The sequence below is a fragment of the Mannheimia varigena genome (assembly GCF_013377235.1).
GTDB classification, from domain to species: Bacteria; Pseudomonadota; Gammaproteobacteria; order Enterobacterales; family Pasteurellaceae; genus Mannheimia; species Mannheimia varigena.
Genome location: NZ_CP016226.1, coordinates 873,061 through 889,556 on the forward strand (window position 1 = coordinate 873,061; position 16,496 = coordinate 889,556).

The following is a 16,496-nucleotide window of genomic DNA, read 5'->3' on the forward strand; positions in this document are numbered from 1 at the left end:
ATAAGGAATAATAATGAAATTAATGTTTAAATCTATTTTAGTAACAATATTACTAGGTAGCAGCTTTTCAGCTTATGCGTTAAAAGGAGATACCGATCAACCTATTAATATTGATTCAGGTAGCCAATCTTTAGATATGACTAATAATATCGTTACTTTTAGCGATAATGTCGTGATTACGCAAGGTTCTATTAAAGTGACTGCGGCGAATGTAAAAATCACTCGTCAAGAAGGGAAAAAAGAGACGATTGATGCTACTGGCTCACCTGTTACTTTCCAACAAACATTGGATAATGGTAAGCCTGTAAATGGTAAAGGCAACAGTGTGCATTACGACTTAAACTCGGAATTTTTAACCTTAATCGGCAATGCTGAATTAAAACAGCAAGGTAGTTTTATTAAGGCAAGTAAAATCACCTATGACGTGAAAAAACAGCAACTTAAAGCAACAAGTGGCGGTAAATCACGCGTGAAAACGGTATTAATTCCAAACGAACTTCAAAATAACAAGAAAAAATAGGGTTAATCTATGTCTGTACTTTATGCAGAACATTTAGCGAAAAGTTATAAACAACGCCAAGTTGTAAAAGATGTGAGCCTGAATGTAAAATCAGGCGAAATTGTTGGCTTGCTTGGCCCAAATGGTGCGGGAAAAACAACTACTTTCTATATGGTTGTTGGTTTGGTTCGCCATGATCACGGCACAATTCGTATTGATGATGAAGATATTAGCACCCTGCCAATGCACGACCGTGCCAAACAAGGTATTGGCTATCTACCGCAAGAAGCTTCTATTTTCCGCCGTTTAAGCGTATATGATAATTTAATGTCTGTATTACAAGTGCGTAAAGATATTAATAATGAACAACGTAAAGCTCGTGCTGAGGAACTTATTGCTGAATTTCACATTGAACATATTCGCAATAGCCTAGGACAATCGCTTTCAGGTGGTGAACGCCGCCGTGTAGAAATCGCCCGAGCCTTAGCGGCAAATCCAAAATTTATTTTGTTAGATGAACCCTTTGCAGGAGTTGACCCGATTTCCGTGATTGATATTAAAAAAATCATCGTGAATTTAAAAGAACGTGGCTTAGGCGTGTTGATTACCGATCACAACGTGCGTGAAACCTTAGATGTTTGTGAACGTGCTTATATTGTAGGAAGTGGCGAGATGATTGCTAATGGAACACCACAGCAAGTGCTTGAAAACCCGGATGTAAAGCGTGTTTATCTTGGTGATCAATTCAAACTTTAACCCTTTTTAGGGGATTTCATCTTTAGATGAAAAATTATGACAAAATTAACTGAATTTTTAAGCCCTGAAAACATCCAACAAGGTGTGCTGGTTTCAAGCAAAAAACGAGTATTGGAATTAATCGGGAAAGTGATTGCTAAATCAATTAATCAGGCTCATCCTCAACTATCAAACGAGGAGAATAGTAATATCTGTCCTGTTGAGTGCTTCTCTAATTTATTTAAGAGAGAAAAACTTGGCACTACAGGGTTGAATCAAGGAATAGCGCTTCCTCACGCAAAATTACCAGCTTGTGAATCAATAGAGCTTGATAAACCTATTGCTGTTTTCTTACAATTAGAAGAGGCTATTGACTACGAGGCTCAGGATAATAAAGAAGTTGATTTAATCTATGCCATTATGTTCCCAGAAAACAGCTGTAAGCAATATAAAAATTGTTTGCCACAAATTGCTCAGCAGCTTACTGATAAATCATTACTAAAACAGCTCCGAGCAGCTAATTCTGTGGAAGATATTTGGCAAATTTTGATGTATGCCGACAACCATACAAAAAAAGATGAAGAATAATATTGAGGCGACTATGGAATTAATCATTATTAGCGGTCATTCTGGCGCTGGGAAATCAGTAGCATTAAGGGCATTAGAAGATGTAGGCTATTACTGTGTTGATAATATCCCTTTAGCGTTAATTCCAACATTCACTTACTATCTCACGCAGGAAAATCGTTCTGCAGTTATCAGCTTAGATATCCGCAATCTACCCAATAATCCAAATGCTATTGAGGATCTTCTCTCTCAACTTGCGCCATTAAATAGCAAGCTGATTTTCCTAGATTGCGATCGAAATACTTTAATTCGCCGTTATAGTGATTCTCGCCGTATTCACCCACTTTCAACACAAAACGCTCTATCATTAGAAAGAGCTATCGATCTTGAACAAAATTTACTAGATCCCCTCATTCAAAATGCGGATTATATTATTGATACCAGTAATTTATCTTCACACGAGTTAGCTGAGAACCTACGTCAGCTCTTACAAGGTTCAAGTGATAAAGAGCTAAAAATTATTTTTGAATCATTTGGCTTTAAATATGGCTTACCTGCCGATGCTGATTATGTATTTGATGTACGTTTCCTACCAAATCCACATTGGAACCCAGAATTACGCCCAATGACAGGTTTAGAACAACCTGTCATTGAGTTTTTAGAACGCCAGACTGATGTGCATAATTTTATCTACCAAACACGCAACTACTTAGAAATGTGGCTACCAATGTTAGAGAAAAATAACCGTAGCTATCTCACTATTGCAATTGGCTGCACAGGAGGAAAACACCGCTCAGTCTTTATTGCTGAACAGTTAGCAAAATATTTTCAAGCAAAAGGCAAAAATATACAAATTCGTCATAAAAGCTTGGAAAAACACCATAAGAAATCGTCTAATTAGTTGGGTTACAAGCGGTTAAATTTCTTCCATAAATTGCAATTTTTAGAGAAAATTTGCCCGCTTGTAAAAATTCACAAAAATCAGTTATGAAATCTACAGATATTGCTATTATTGGTGGTGGCATGGTTGGACTTGCACTTGCAGGACTACTAAAAGATACCCACTGCCAAATTAAAATTATTGAAAGAAACACACCTAAGTTTGATCCAACTGCTACTTACCACCGTGTAAGTGCCATCAATGCCAGCAGTCAACAAATTCTCGAACAAATTGGTGCATTCCAACAGATTCCGGAGTATCGATTATCCCCTTATAACGAAATGTTTGTGTGGGAAAAAGATAGTTTTGCTAATATCCATTTCGATAATAATGATGCGGAAATTAAGCAATTAGGCTTACCACAACTGGGGTTTATTCTTGAAAATGCCGTTATTCAGCATACACTTTGGCAACAAGTATTACGGCAATCAAATGTTGAATATATTTCTGCAACACCTCAAACTTTAGGCATTAGTGAAAATGGTGCATTTTTAACGTTAGACAATGGAGAAATGATCTCTGCTAAATTAGTGGTGGGTGCTGATGGGGCAAATTCTTGGGTACGTAATCAAACTAAAATTCCACTCACAAGTAAAGACTATCAACATACCGCTTTAGTTTGCAATGTTAAAACCACAGAAAAACACGGTAACACAGCTCGCCAAATTTTTGCCGAAGACAGTATTCTAGCCTTTTTGCCAATGGCAGATAAGAATCTCTCCTCTATTGTTTGGTCACTTGCCCCTGAGAAAGCAGAAACATTAAAAAATTGCAGTGAACAAGAATTCAATAAAACATTGAGCATCGCATTTGATAACCGACTTGGCTTATGTGAAGTACAAAGTTTGCGTGAAATTTACCCGCTTACCGCTCGTTTTGCTCGTAATTTTGCTCAATCTCGTATTGCATTGATTGGTGATGCTGCTCACACTATTCACCCGCTCGCAGGACTTGGGGTCAACTTGGGCTTTGCGGATGCTAAAAAATTGGCAGATGAAATCAAAAAACATTTCATTAACGAAGAAGATATTGGTGAATACCGCCACTTACGCCAATTTGAGCGTACTCGCAAAGCTGAAGCAATGAAATTATTAGCAACTATGGAAGGGCTAAAAGAGCTGTTTAACGGCAATAACCCAATTAAAAAATTAATAAGAGGTGTTGGACTAAGTATGACTAACCAACTTCCTTTTGTTAAAAAGTTACTGATTCAGCAGGCTATCTATTTATAAATGTAAATAAATTTTAAATAGCGTAAAGATTTTTGATTTTATGAACTAATACCGTGATCGCTTGTCTATTTATTGGTACAATGAGCGCCCCTATTTAGCCTCTGGGGTTTTACTTTCATATTCTTTAAGGAATCATTTTAATGAACAAATTTACAAAAATTAGTGCAACCGCTTTAGTCGCTTTATTCTTAGCCGCTTGTGAAAAACCAGCTCAAAAAACAGCTGAAACTGCACCGGCAGCAACAACTGAAACACAAGCAGCAACTACAGCAGCAAAACCAGCTGAAATGACGGAAGTTGCAGCGCCAACTGAAGCAGCAAAAGCAGACTACCAAAAATTAGTAGCTTGGAATGCAGAGCAAGAAGCTTCCATGGCAGCAGCACAAGCTGAATTACAACAAAAATTAGCAACTCAAGATGCTAAACAAATGCAAGATGGCTTAAGTGCTTTTAGCAAAAAAGTAGAAGATACAGTAAAAAGTTTAGATGCCGTTGAAGTATCTGATACTCAGCTTAAAGAATTCAAAGAAAAAACTAAATCTGTACTTACGCTTTCAAACGAAGTAATTTCAGAGCAAGTAAAAGCATTATCTAATCCAAACGATGAAGCAGCTAAACAAGCATTACAGCAAAAAACACAAACTTTAATTAACGCAGGTAATGAGTTACAACAATTAAACGTTGCTTTACAACAAAGATTTGCAGCTAAATAATTTAGCCCAATTAATGTAAGCTAGAGTGTTTTGCTCTAGCTTTTTTACAGACTTAAGGATAATTATGAATACTTTTTCTAAAATTAGCTTATCTGCATTATTAACAGTATTTTTAACCGCTTGTGAAAAGCCTGCACCCCAAACAACTGAGCAAAAATCAGAGCAAGTACAAATTGCTGAAGTAAAAAAAGAAGAAGCAAAACCTGTTGATACAGGTGCTAGAGATTACAAAACATTCCGTGAGTGGCAAGATGCTCAAGAAAAAGCACTTAATGATACTATTCAATCTGCAGCAGATAGCTTAACTGATAAACAAAAAGCCGATTCTGCATTAATGCAAGAAACTGTTAATAAGGCATTATTGACTCAACTTGATAGTATAAAAGCAAGTGCAGAAACACTGAATATTCAAGACAGCGAAGTAAAAGCATTAAAAGAGAAAACATTAGAAGTACTTAGTTTAGGTACTCAAATGATTGTTGAAGGTGCAAATATGGAGAAGAATCCAACACCTGAGGCACATAAAGCATTTGGAGAATTACAAGCTAAACTAAACCAGTTAGCAGAAGAAGGGCAAAAGTTAGAAAATGTACTAAAAGATAAATATGCTCCTGAGCCAGCTCCAGCTCCAGCTCCAGCTCCAGCTCCAGCTCCAGCTCCAGCTCCAGCTCCAGCTCCAGCTCCAGCTCCAGCTCCAGCTCCAGCTCCAGCTCCAGCTCCACAGCAATAATAGCCTTAAAATAAAAACCAGATCACTTGATCTGGTTTTTATTTGCAATTTATTTCTAAAAAATAACCGCTTGTACTATCTAGCCTCTACTGCCAATTCTAAAAATATTTCTCATCGTTGCCACTTTTGCCGACAACCAGCCGATAAAGACACAAAGTACAATTAAGAAAAAGGCTTCGCTAAAATTTAGGCTCTTCAATTCAAATTGAACGGTGAACATATCGGTTACATATTTCACAATCCCCGTAAAGTAACTAATAGTTACCGCACTAAATAATACCGCTAATAAACTACCGAAAAAGCCGTAAATCATTCCAGTATAAAGGAATGGGCGAGCAATAAAGTGATCGGTTGCACCTAGAATTTGCTGAACTTCAATTGCAGCTTTGCTGTTCGCCACATCAGTTCTTACACTGTTTCCAATCACTAAAAAGACGGCTAATAACATCAATAATGTACAAACAATCGCAATTCGTGCAATAAGCCAAGTTAAGGCAGTTAGTTTTTCTAACCAGCCATTATCTAAACGGACTTCCTGTACACCTTTGATTTGTTGTAAACCATTGCGTAGCTCAACCATTGCATCAGCATTATTGAAATTTGCCTTAGGTTTTAAGGTAACCACCGCTGGCAATGGATTTTCATCTAAAATATCTAATGCTTCTCCAAAGCCTGTCCAAGAACGGAACTCTTCTAAACTCTGCTGGCGAGAAATATAATTAAATGAATCAATTTTATCCGCTTCATAAGCTCGAATACGATCAACCACCGTATTCACATCGTGTTCAGCCAAGTTTTTGTGCAGATAAACTGTAAGCTGTGGCTCCGGATAAAACTGCGTTGCTGCAGTGTGCGTATTTTTCCATAGTAAATAACTTACCGTTGGAATCGTGAGTGAAACCGCAATCACTAATATGGTTAAAAATGTACCTAACTTGCGTTTCATTAAATCTTGCCAAACCGCTCGTAAAGAGTAGCTGGTTTGAGCACCTAACTTGTTAAATGAACGAATCATAATATTCCCTTAAAATTTAAGATGCCCTTGCTCTAATACCAAACACGGTTTTGGACGTTTTGATATGATATTAGTATCGTGCGTAGCAATCAGCACCGTTGTGCCTGCTTGGTTAAATTCCTCAAATAATCGGAAAATTTCAAACGAGAGTTTTTCATCTAAATTCCCTGTTGGTTCATCAGCCAATAAAAGTGTTGGACGATGTACAATCGCTCTCGCGATATCCACACGTTGCTGTTCGCCACCAGAAAGGTGCAATGGAAGATAATTTGCTTTATCCGCAAGCCCTACACGCTCAAGAGCAATGCGAGCTTCACGTTCTACAATGGCTTGGTTCATACCTAAAATAATTAATGGAAGGGCAACATTATCTAAAATCGTTCTATCGGTTAATAAACGATAGTCTTGATGCACCATTCCGATTTGGCGGCGTAAAAACGGTAATTCGTGATGAGAAAGACGGGTAATGTCGTGCCCGTTAAACAAAATTTGTCCGCCATTGGCACGCTCAATGCCCATAATTAATTTTAACAGCGTACTTTTCCCTGCTCCGGAATGTCCGGTAATATACGCCATTCCACCTGCTGGTAAGTGAAAATCAATGCCTTGTAAAGCAGGTTTACCGCCTTTGTAAACCTTGTTTACATTGCTAAATTTAATCATTGTGTTCGTCCTCGTGGCTAAATAAGGCTTCGATAAATTCTTCTGCATTAAACGGACGTAAATCTTCAATCTTCTCACCTACCCCAATAAAGCGGATAGGAATATTGAACTGATCCGCAATCGCAAAAATCACACCGCCTTTTGCCGTACCGTCTAATTTAGTTAATGTAATGCCTGTTAAGCCCACCGCTTCATTAAATAATTTTGCTTGGCTAATCGCATTCTGTCCTGTGCCTGCATCAAGGGTAAGCATAATTTCGTGCGGTGCTGTTTCATCATATTTTTTCATTACACGCACGATTTTTTTCAACTCGTCCATTAAGTTGTTTTTATTTTGTAATCTGCCTGCGGTGTCTGCAATTAACACATCAATCCCTTTTGCTGCAGCAGATTGCATTGCATCAAAAATAACTGATGCAGAATCTGAGCCCGTACTTTGTGCCACAACAGGAATGTTATTTCGCTCCCCCCACACCTGAAGCTGCTCTACTGCTGCTGCACGGAAAGTATCCCCTGCTGCTAACATCACCGATTTCCCTTCATTTTGGAATTTACGGGCAAGTTTTCCGATAGTTGTGGTTTTACCTACACCATTCACGCCAACCATTAAAATTACATACGGTTTTTTCGGCTCAATCATCAAAGGTTGAGCAACCGGTTTTAGCACTTCGCCTAGCTCAATTTTGAGCTGTTGATAGAGCAAATCCGCATCTTTTAATTGCTGTTTGGTCGCATGTTGGGTTAAATTATTGATGATTTTTTGCGTGGTCGGCATACCTAAATCCGCCACAAGCAACTGTTCTTCTAGCTCTTCAAATAATTCATCATCAATTTTCTTGCCACTAAAGAAATTACGGAAACCCGAACCAATGTTTTGCTTGGTTTTAATTAAGCCCTGAATTAAACGACTAAAAAAACCTCCTTGATTTGGTTTTTCTTGATATTCGTCTTGAATAACAGGCTCTTCAACTATTTCTTGAACATCTAAAATCTCTTGTTCTGTAATAGTTGGTTCTACAATATCTGCAACTAAAACAGCTTGAGGTTGCTCAGTTTGAACATCATTCACTAATTCTGCAACAACTCCCTCAGTTACTGCTTCTTCTGCTTGAGCTTCTTCTACTTGGTAAGTAACTTGCTCTTGTTCGTTGAGATCTAGCTGCTCAGTTGCAATATTTTGCAGATTTTCGACCGTTTGTTCGCCTTTTTCTTCGTCAAATGTCTGTTCAATTTTATCTTCAACATCGTCAAAGAACTCTTTTACATCCTCAACTTTTTCTTCAACAAATTCTTTGAAATCTTCAACTTTTTGCTCAAATTTCTGTTCGAGCTGATCTTGTTTTTCCTCAACATAATCTTCTAGCTGATCTGCCTTTTCTTCGATTCTATCTTCCAGATCATCTAATTTCTCAGAAAATGATTTCTCGGCTTCTGGCTCAATAATTACAGGTTCTTCTGGTTGAATAACCTCTTGCTGAATCTCTCCCTGTTTTGCTTCATCTTTCTTACCAAATCCAAGCCAAGACCAAAAACCTTTTTTCTTCTCTGACATATTTTTCTCTCATTTATACTGAAAATAGACTAAACTTACATAGTTTATCAAAAAATCCTTTATTTTCCTTTAGTGAGTATGAAAAAAAATCGAAATTCTCTGCAATCTAGCCAACAAATGGGTGAAGTGCGTATTATTGCTGGGCTTTGGCGAGGTAGAAAATTACCTGTATTGAATGCAGAAGGACTACGCCCCACCACAGATCGAGTAAAAGAAACTCTGTTTAACTGGTTAATGCACGATATTGCTCACGCACGTTGTTTGGATTGCTTTGCAGGTAGTGGGGCGCTTGGTTTCGAGGCTCTTTCTCGCCAAGCACAAGCGGTCGTTTTTTTGGAAAAATTTGCAAATGCGGCTAATTTGTTGAAGAAAAATCTGCAAACTTTAAAAACGGAAAATGGTACTGTTGTTCAAACCGATACTTTGCAATATCTGTCAAACAAAAATAGCGGCGAGCCATTTGATATTGTGTTTATCGATCCACCTTTTCATCAAAACCTTGTTCCGCAAGTGCTAACCTTATTAGCTGAAAATCATTGGCTGGCAGAAAATGCCATTTTATATGTGGAAACCGAGAAAAACCACGCCCCACTCAGTTTGCCTGAAGGTTGGCAGATTTTAAAAGAGAAAACAGCGGGAATAGTGGTAAGTCGTCTAATTCAAATATAGACTTTTGTTTTTTATAACTAAAAGATATAAAATACAACTTATTCTACATAACATTTTTATAACAATACAATTAGAATTAAGAATATGAAAAAATTAACACCTGATGAAGCAATTGATATTGCTTACGATATTTTCTTAGAAATGGCAGGCGAGAATTTAGATCCTGCCGATATTTTACTATTCAATCTCCAATTTGAAGAGCGTGGAGCGGTTGAAATGGTCGAAACCCGTGATGATTGGGATCAAGAAATCGGCACATTAATCGATCCAGAAGCATTTGCGGAGGTTTGGGTTGGTTTAGTGAACGAGCAAGATGAAATGGACGACGTATTCGCCCGTTTCTTAATTTCACACGAGGAAGAAAATCGTGAATATCACGTTGTTTGGAAAGAATAATAAGGAAAAATATGTCGAACATCGATACCTCTCAACCTATTAATGCCTCACTGCAATTTCGTGAAGCAATGGCACACTTATCATCAGCGGTCAGCATTGTTACCACCAATGGCATGGCGGGTAAGGCTGGGCTTACGGTTTCTTCAGTAAGTTCAGTAACCGATGCCCCACCAACGGTGCTTTTTTGCGTGAATAAAAATAGTCACGTTCACGATATTATCAAACAAAACGGCAAAGTATGTATTAATGTATTAAGTCACGAACAAGAAGACATCGCCAAGCATTTTGCCGCCATTCTCGAAAGCACAATGGAAGAACGTTTTAGCTGGGATATTTGGGATAGCGGCATTGACGAACTCCCCGTGTTGCGTTCAGCGGTTTCTTCATTACAAGGCAAGATTGCCGACACACACGCTATCGGTACTCATACTCTCTTTTTAGTCGAACTGGAACAAATTAATGTTAAGCCAAACCACGGTTTAGTCTATTTTGCTCGTCAATTTAGAAACGTGAATATCGATTAACTCAAATATATTTCACCTAAATTTGATCAAATCCGACTTTTTTAGTCGGATTTTTGTTGTCTAACATTTACACAGTGATAAAATTTCAGCGTTTATGTTAATCACAAAGGAAAACGCAATGGAAAACTTAATTTGCTATAAACAAATGCCAGTGTGGACAAAAGAAACCTTACCACAAATGTTCCAAGAAAAGCACAACACCAAAGTCGGCACTTGGGCAAAACTCACTATTTTAAAAGGCTCGCTCAAATACTATGAATTAACCGAAGAAGGCGATGTGGTTAAAGAAGATATTTTTGATGTCAATCGCCAACGCCCAATGGTTGAACCACAATTATGGCACAAGGTGGAAGCTTTATCTGATGATTTAGAGTGCCAACTTTCCTTCTACTGCAAGCCTGAAGACTATTTTGCGAAAAAATATAACCTCACAGCAACCCATTCCGAAGTGTTGAATGCGGTTAATTACATCAAAGGCGGAAAAGCCCTCGATTTAGGCTGCGGACGAGGACGTAACTCCCTCTATCTTAACTTATTAGGCTTTGATGTAACGGCGGTGGATCACAACCAAGAGAGCGTTGATTTTCTCAACTATATGATTGAGAAAGAGCAAGCTAAAAATATTACTGCCGGCATTTACGATATTAACGAAGCAACCATCGGCAATCAAAATGGCGAATACGATCTGATTGTTTCCACGGTGGTAATGATGTTCTTAAACCGTGGCAGCATTCCTGCGATTATCGACAATATGCAGAAAAATACCAAAGTCGGTGGTTACAATCTGATTGTTTGTGCGATGAGCACCGAAGATTACCCTTGCCCAATGCCGTTCTCTTTCACCTTTGCCGAAGGCGAACTGGCAAATTATTACAAAGGTTGGGAGTTGGTAAAATATAACGAAGATTTAGGCCATCTGCACAAAACCGATGAATTTGGCAACCGCATTCAACTGCGTTTTGCGACAATGTTGGCGAAAAAAATCAGCGAAAATTAACCGCTTGTAGGGGCAAATTACCATTTGCCCCTTATTCATAAGATTTCTTTTAAAATTAGCATTCCGCAAACGTTTGCTTATGCTATAATACCGCTGTTTTTTATTAACGTTTCAGTTGAGGTTAAAGTGAGCAGCACACAACTTAGTTACAAAGATGCGGGCGTGGATATTCACGCAGGGAATGAATTAGTAGAGCGAATCAAAGCTGATGTTAAACGTACTCGCCGCCCTGAAGTCATGGGAGGATTAGGCGGCTTTGGAGCATTATGTGCGTTACCGACTAAATACAAAGAGCCGATTTTAGTTTCCGGCACAGACGGCGTAGGCACAAAATTACGCCTTGCCATTGATCTGAAAAAACACGACACCATCGGGCAAGATTTAGTTGCAATGTGCGTGAACGACTTAGTGGTACAAGGTGCTGAGCCACTCTTCTTCTTAGACTACTACGCTACCGGAAAATTAGAAGTTGATGTGGCAGCAGACGTAGTAAAAGGCATCGCAGATGGCTGCGTGATTTCGGGCTGTGCATTAGTGGGCGGTGAAACCGCTGAAATGCCGGGAATGTACCACGAGGGTGATTATGACTTAGCCGGCTTCTGCGTAGGCGTGGTGGAAAAATCGAAAATCATTGACGGTTCTGCAGTGAAAACCGGCGATGTGCTAATTGCGTTAGGTTCAAGCGGCCCACACTCAAACGGCTATTCGTTAATCCGTAAAGTGATTGAAGTCAGCGGAGCGAACCCTGCGACAGACGAGCTTGAAGGCAAGCCATTAAGCGAGCATTTATTAGCTCCAACCAAAATTTATGTGAAATCGATCTTAAAATTAGTGGAAGAAGTTGAAGTTCACTCCATCGCCCACTTAACCGGTGGCGGCTTCTGGGAAAATATCCCTCGCGTATTGCCAGAATCAGCGAAAGCAGTGATCGACGAATCCAGTTGGCAATGGCCGGCAGCGTTCAAATGGTTGCAAGAAAAAGGCAATATCAGCCGTTATGAAATGTACCGCACCTTCAACTGTGGCGTGGGTATGGTGATTGCTCTACCTGCTGCTGATGTGGAAAAAGCATTAAGAGTGTTAAAAGAAGCTGGCGAAAATGCGTGGGTTATCGGCAAAATCGAAGACTTAGGCACTGGCTCTGAGCAAGTTGAAATCAACTAATTTGCAAATTAATCGCTTTTTTAGACCGCTTGTGGGCAACTGCAAGCGGTTAAATTTTTAATAAGGAATGCAAATGAAGCTATTTTGGCTCATCTATTTTTTGATTATGAATTTGGCGGCTTTTTATTTGATGTATAGAGACAAACAAAAAGCGATCCAAAAAGCGTGGAGAATTCCCGAAGCGACGCTGCTCTCCTTCTGTTTTTTAGGTGGAGCAATCGGTACTTATTTAGGAATGAAATATTTCCGCCATAAAACCCAACATTGGTATTTTCACGTAGCCGTTGTGTTCTCCACTTTTGCGTGGCTAATTGGCTTGCCTTACTTTTATTTAGCCTTGTCATTACACTAATTCATCATTAGTTTTTCTAATCTGAAAGCACAATTTATATCCTAGTTCGCTGTTCGGAAATTTGATGTAGATCACACTTTTTATCCCTTAAAATAGGTATGATTTAACAAAACCTAACAAACCTATTAAGGAGATGAATATGACAAATGTACGAATTGAACACGATTTATTAGGCGAAAGAGAAGTTCCGAATGAAGCTTACTGGGGTATCCACACATTAAGAGCGATAGAGAATTTTAATATTTCAAATGTAACCATTTCTGACGTACCTGAATTTGTGCGTGGTATGGTAATGGTTAAAAAAGCAACTGCATTAGCAAATGGGGAATTAGGTGCAATTCCGAAAAAAGTGGCAAATGCCATTGTTCAAGCCTGTGATGAAGTGTTAGTAAAAGGCAGATGTTTAGACCAATTCCCATCAGATGTTTATCAAGGTGGAGCTGGTACATCGGTAAATATGAACACTAATGAAGTGATTGCCAACCTAGCCCTTGAAATTTTAGGCGAAGAAAAAGGTAAATACGATATCATCAACCCAATGGATCACGTTAATGCCAGCCAATCAACTAACGATGCTTACCCAACAGGTTTCCGCATTGCGGTTTATAACAGTATTATCAAATTAATTGATAAAATTACCTACCTAAAAACTGCTTTTGAAAATAAAGGTGACGAGTTTGCTGACGTTTTAAAAATGGGACGTACTCAGCTACAAGACGCCGTACCGATGACACTCGGTCAAGAATTTAAGGCATTCGCCGTATTATTAGATGAAGAAGTACGCAACCTAAAACGTACAGCAGAATTACTGCTTGAAGTAAACTTAGGGGCAACTGCCATCGGCACAGGCTTAAATACACCTGAGGGCTACTCTGAGCTTGTTGTGAAATATTTATCAGAAGTTACTGAACTTCCTTGCGTACTTTCTGAAAACCTAATTGAAGCCACCTCAGACTGCGGTGCTTATGTAATGGTACACGGTGCATTAAAACGCACAGCGGTGAAACTCTCTAAAGTATGTAACGACTTACGTTTACTTTCATCAGGCCCGCGTGCAGGCTTAAATGAAATCAACTTACCGGAACTTCAAGCTGGCTCGTCTATTATGCCGGCAAAAGTAAATCCTGTTGTGCCAGAAGTAGTAAACCAAGTTTGCTTCAAAGTAATTGGTAACGATACCACTGTGACCTTTGCCGCTGAAGCCGGTCAATTACAATTAAACGTAATGGAGCCGGTGATCGGTCAAGCAATGTTTGAATCTATTGATATTCTTGCTAATGCCTGTGTGAACTTGCGTGATAAATGCATTGATGGCATTACAGCCAACCGTGAAATCTGCCAAAACTATGTGTTTAGCTCAATTGGTATTGTAACCTACCTAAACCCATTTATCGGACACCACAACGGCGACATTGTGGGTAAAATCTGTGCAACCACAGGCAGAAGCGTGCGTGAAGTGGTGCTTGAACGTGGTTTACTCACAGAAGAACAATTAGATGATATTCTTTCTGTTGAAAATCTAATGAACCCAACTTATAAAGCGAAACGCTTTACGGAAGATGAGTAATTAAACAAAATGGGCGGGATAATACCCGCCTATTCTCTATATAAAAATCAATTGAATATTAGCAATACAATAATATTCAGACTTTAGTAACAACTCTATTTTATCCTTTGATATAGTGCACGAAACGGGTTCAAAAAAGTAGAGAGCGAAATAGTAATAGCAGAAGCTAATATTAATTTTTTCGTAGATACCTGCTAAAACAGCTTACTCGCCCAGCCTAATTTTGAACCTAGTACAGTAAAGTAGTTATAATCTTTTAAATGCAGTAGTTGCAATTTATCAGGGCTTTTTCTGACTAATACACGATCTTCCGGGCTAAAGCTCATTTTTTCCTGTCCGTCGCAAATCACCTCCAAATCGGGCGTATTATATTTAGCGAAACGAAGTGAAATTTGGCTATCTCCGTCAATAACAAGCGGCCGAGAAGAGAGTGTATGTGGGTGCATTGGTACCAGGGCGATAGCATTCATATTCGGGGTGAGAATTGGACCACCGGCAGAAAGCGAGTAAGCGGTTGAGCCTGTTGGGGTTGCTACAATTAAGCCGTCTGCTCGTTGCGAAAAGGCAAATTTACCGTCAATATAAACTTCAAATTCAATAATTCGAGCGACTTGCGTTGGGTGAACCACAATTTCATTTAAGGCATTATTTAATGAAATGATTTTACCGTTACGTTCAATATAGGCTTCAAGCAAGAAACGCTCTTCAATAACATATTCATTTTTCACTAAGCAGCTATAAAGCTGCTCAAAAGCCGTTTGAGGGGCAATATCGGTTAAAAAACCTAAATTACCACGATTGATGCCGATAAGCGGTACACGATATTTGGCTAAGGCGCGGGCAATGCCTAGCATATTGCCATCGCCACCAATTACAATTACAAGTTCAGCTCGTTGCCCGATTTCATCCAGACAATAACTTTCTGCAAGCTGTAACTGGGTAGCGACCTCTTTTTCCACTAAAATGCTGTAATCTCGATCTTTTAACCAGTTATAGACTGCGAGATGTGTTTCAAAAGCAGCATCGTGGCGAGGTGTACCAACAATAGCAATAACTTCAAACGGTTTTTGTGGGTTCATTTTTGATTCCTACTAAGTTAGAGAATATGGGTTTGATACCATTGGTTCAGCAGAATACCTGTATTAACTGCCACATTTAAACCACTATTTAACGGATTGCTAAATGAAAGCTGAATGGTGGTATCTTCCGTATAAGCAATCTCGTTTGACGGTACTTCGCTCAATACAAACACCACTCTTTCTGCGAGCTGGGTTTTAATTAATGAAGCAGCTTTTTTGCTGCGAGTCAGATGCACGATTTGGTAACCGGCTTGGCGAAGTTGCACCAACGCAATCTGCTTGTTCTTTGTTTCCAACGCACGCACAAATTCCAAACCGCCTTCTGCCACACGGGCTGCAGCACTGGAGTTGAGCGTATCGCCACTTTCCACAATCACGCCTTTCACGCCGTAAAACGCACAAGTTCGCACAATACCGCCCACATTTTGGGCATTATTCACGCCATCTAATAACACTAAGCAATCTTGTTTTTTCGGCACTTGCAAGTAGCCTTCCAGCACAAATGACGGCGATTTTTTCACGAGCAAGCACATATCGCCGTGGTGTTCCGTGCCGGTGACACGCTCCATTTCTTCACGATCGATAACGTGATATGCCTTTTTATTTTCGGCTAAATAGCTCATTACATCGCCTAATTTCTTCGCACCTTCAACCGTTGCCCATAAACGCACAATAGATTCAGGACGTTGTTGGAATAATGTGATACACGCATTTTCGCCATACACTTTCATTTCCTCTAAGCGGTTTTTCTTAATTTTTTCCGGTGCTCGAGGCGAAAGCGGACTGGTTTTTTTCTCGTTTGAAGCGGTATTTCCGCCTTTCACCCAAATCTGTACACTCCCCTCACCATTCGCTTTTCTGCCCTCGCTTGGGTAGATGTTTTGTGGCTTTTCAAATGTTCTCTCTTCACGAAAACTACGGCGTTCAGGTTTACGCTCGCTCTCTTGACGTGGTTTTCTCTCTTGCGATTTGAATGACGGACGCTCTTGGAATTTTTTCTCCTCCACGGTTTTGAAACGTGGGGCTTTGTTAAATTTGGTATTCATAGCAATTTCTCTCTTAAAAATTGAGCGAAGTATAGCACGACAAGCGGTGTTTTATT

19 protein-coding genes are annotated in these 16,496 nt (G+C 39.3%); 14 read left to right on the forward strand and 5 right to left on the reverse strand.

Annotated elements, in window-relative coordinates; all coding sequences use genetic code 11:
* Positions 1 to 13 precede the first annotated feature (13 nt).
* From lptA to A6B40_RS03895, 7 genes are all read left to right on the forward strand, one after another.
* Positions 14 to 520, forward strand: coding sequence for a lipopolysaccharide transport periplasmic protein LptA (lptA, locus tag A6B40_RS03865; protein WP_025217820.1), 507 nt, complete (start codon positions 14 to 16; stop codon positions 518 to 520).
* A gap of 9 nt (positions 521 to 529) precedes the next feature.
* Positions 530 to 1,255, forward strand: a complete 726-nt coding sequence (gene lptB, locus A6B40_RS03870; protein ID WP_025217821.1) for an LPS export ABC transporter ATP-binding protein — start codon at positions 530 to 532, stop codon at positions 1,253 to 1,255.
* Positions 1,256 to 1,291: 36 nt separating this feature from the next.
* Positions 1,292 to 1,822 carry a PTS sugar transporter subunit IIA gene (locus tag A6B40_RS03875; RefSeq protein WP_025248083.1) on the forward strand — a complete coding sequence of 177 codons (531 nt, stop codon included), beginning with the start codon at positions 1,292 to 1,294 and terminating at the stop codon, positions 1,820 to 1,822.
* A gap of 13 nt (positions 1,823 to 1,835) precedes the next feature.
* Positions 1,836 to 2,702: an RNase adapter RapZ gene (gene rapZ / locus A6B40_RS03880; RefSeq protein WP_025217823.1), complete on the forward strand. Its 867-nt coding sequence runs from the start codon at positions 1,836 to 1,838 to the stop codon at positions 2,700 to 2,702.
* An 86-nt stretch (positions 2,703 to 2,788) separates the two neighbouring features.
* Positions 2,789 to 3,973: an FAD-dependent monooxygenase gene (locus A6B40_RS03885; RefSeq protein ID WP_176671624.1), complete on the forward strand. Its 1,185-nt coding sequence runs from the start codon at positions 2,789 to 2,791 to the stop codon at positions 3,971 to 3,973.
* Positions 3,974 to 4,113: 140 nt separating this feature from the next.
* Positions 4,114 to 4,686, forward strand: a complete 573-nt coding sequence (locus tag A6B40_RS03890) for a hypothetical protein (protein WP_025217825.1) — start codon at positions 4,114 to 4,116, stop codon at positions 4,684 to 4,686.
* Between the two features lie 64 nt (positions 4,687 to 4,750).
* Positions 4,751 to 5,416, forward strand: coding sequence for a lipoprotein Hlp (locus A6B40_RS03895; RefSeq protein WP_176671625.1), 666 nt, complete (start codon positions 4,751 to 4,753; stop codon positions 5,414 to 5,416).
* 79 nt (positions 5,417 to 5,495) lie between these two features.
* On the opposite strand, the gene ftsX is transcribed toward A6B40_RS03895, so the two are convergent.
* Genes ftsX through ftsY form a run of 3 tightly spaced genes read right to left on the reverse strand, consistent with a single transcriptional unit; the run spans position 5,496 to position 8,646 of the window.
* Complete coding sequence (ftsX, locus tag A6B40_RS03900; RefSeq protein ID WP_138317456.1) at positions 5,496 to 6,431, reverse strand: permease-like cell division protein FtsX; 936 nt, start codon at positions 6,429 to 6,431, stop codon at positions 5,496 to 5,498.
* Between the two features lie 9 nt (positions 6,432 to 6,440).
* Positions 6,441 to 7,094, reverse strand: a complete 654-nt coding sequence (gene ftsE, locus A6B40_RS03905) for a cell division ATP-binding protein FtsE (RefSeq protein ID WP_025248088.1) — start codon at positions 7,092 to 7,094, stop codon at positions 6,441 to 6,443.
* Positions 7,087 to 8,646 carry a signal recognition particle-docking protein FtsY gene (ftsY, locus tag A6B40_RS03910; RefSeq protein WP_176671626.1) on the reverse strand — a complete coding sequence of 520 codons (1,560 nt, stop codon included), beginning with the start codon at positions 8,644 to 8,646 and terminating at the stop codon, positions 7,087 to 7,089. Before ftsY ends, ftsE begins: the two co-directional genes overlap by 8 nt.
* A gap of 78 nt (positions 8,647 to 8,724) precedes the next feature.
* Here ftsY and rsmD point away from each other — a divergent pair, with 78 nt between their 5' ends.
* From rsmD to aspA, 7 genes are all read left to right on the forward strand, one after another.
* Positions 8,725 to 9,315: a 16S rRNA (guanine(966)-N(2))-methyltransferase RsmD gene (gene rsmD / locus A6B40_RS03915; RefSeq protein WP_025248090.1), complete on the forward strand. Its 591-nt coding sequence runs from the start codon at positions 8,725 to 8,727 to the stop codon at positions 9,313 to 9,315.
* Between the two features lie 84 nt (positions 9,316 to 9,399).
* Positions 9,400 to 9,711: an HI1450 family dsDNA-mimic protein gene (locus A6B40_RS03920; RefSeq protein ID WP_025217831.1), complete on the forward strand. Its 312-nt coding sequence runs from the start codon at positions 9,400 to 9,402 to the stop codon at positions 9,709 to 9,711.
* A gap of 11 nt (positions 9,712 to 9,722) precedes the next feature.
* Positions 9,723 to 10,235, forward strand: a complete 513-nt coding sequence (gene hpaC, locus A6B40_RS03925; RefSeq protein WP_112111290.1) for a 4-hydroxyphenylacetate 3-monooxygenase, reductase component — start codon at positions 9,723 to 9,725, stop codon at positions 10,233 to 10,235.
* Positions 10,236 to 10,353: 118 nt separating this feature from the next.
* Positions 10,354 to 11,232 carry an SAM-dependent methyltransferase TehB gene (gene tehB, locus A6B40_RS03930; protein WP_176671627.1) on the forward strand — a complete coding sequence of 293 codons (879 nt, stop codon included), beginning with the start codon at positions 10,354 to 10,356 and terminating at the stop codon, positions 11,230 to 11,232.
* 126 nt (positions 11,233 to 11,358) lie between these two features.
* Positions 11,359 to 12,396 (forward strand): phosphoribosylformylglycinamidine cyclo-ligase, encoded by a 1,038-nt coding sequence (gene purM / locus A6B40_RS03935; protein ID WP_025342289.1) that lies wholly within the window; start codon positions 11,359 to 11,361, stop codon positions 12,394 to 12,396.
* A 73-nt stretch (positions 12,397 to 12,469) separates the two neighbouring features.
* On the forward strand, positions 12,470 to 12,748 hold the full coding sequence (locus tag A6B40_RS03940; protein WP_176671628.1) for a DUF1294 domain-containing protein: 279 nt from the start codon (positions 12,470 to 12,472) through the stop codon (positions 12,746 to 12,748).
* A gap of 139 nt (positions 12,749 to 12,887) precedes the next feature.
* Positions 12,888 to 14,315, forward strand: a complete 1,428-nt coding sequence (gene aspA / locus A6B40_RS03945) for an aspartate ammonia-lyase (RefSeq protein WP_025217836.1) — start codon at positions 12,888 to 12,890, stop codon at positions 14,313 to 14,315.
* Between the two features lie 194 nt (positions 14,316 to 14,509).
* Here the strand turns inward: aspA and A6B40_RS03950 are convergent, their stop codons facing one another.
* Both A6B40_RS03950 and A6B40_RS03955 read right to left on the reverse strand, forming a co-directional pair.
* Positions 14,510 to 15,394: an NAD(+) kinase gene (locus tag A6B40_RS03950; RefSeq protein ID WP_025217837.1), complete on the reverse strand. Its 885-nt coding sequence runs from the start codon at positions 15,392 to 15,394 to the stop codon at positions 14,510 to 14,512.
* Positions 15,395 to 15,411: 17 nt separating this feature from the next.
* The gene (locus A6B40_RS03955; protein WP_176671629.1) at positions 15,412 to 16,440 is read right to left on the reverse strand and encodes a TrmH family RNA methyltransferase; all 1,029 of its coding nucleotides are present in this window, start codon (positions 16,438 to 16,440) and stop codon (positions 15,412 to 15,414) included.
* Positions 16,441 to 16,496: the final 56 nt, after the last annotated feature.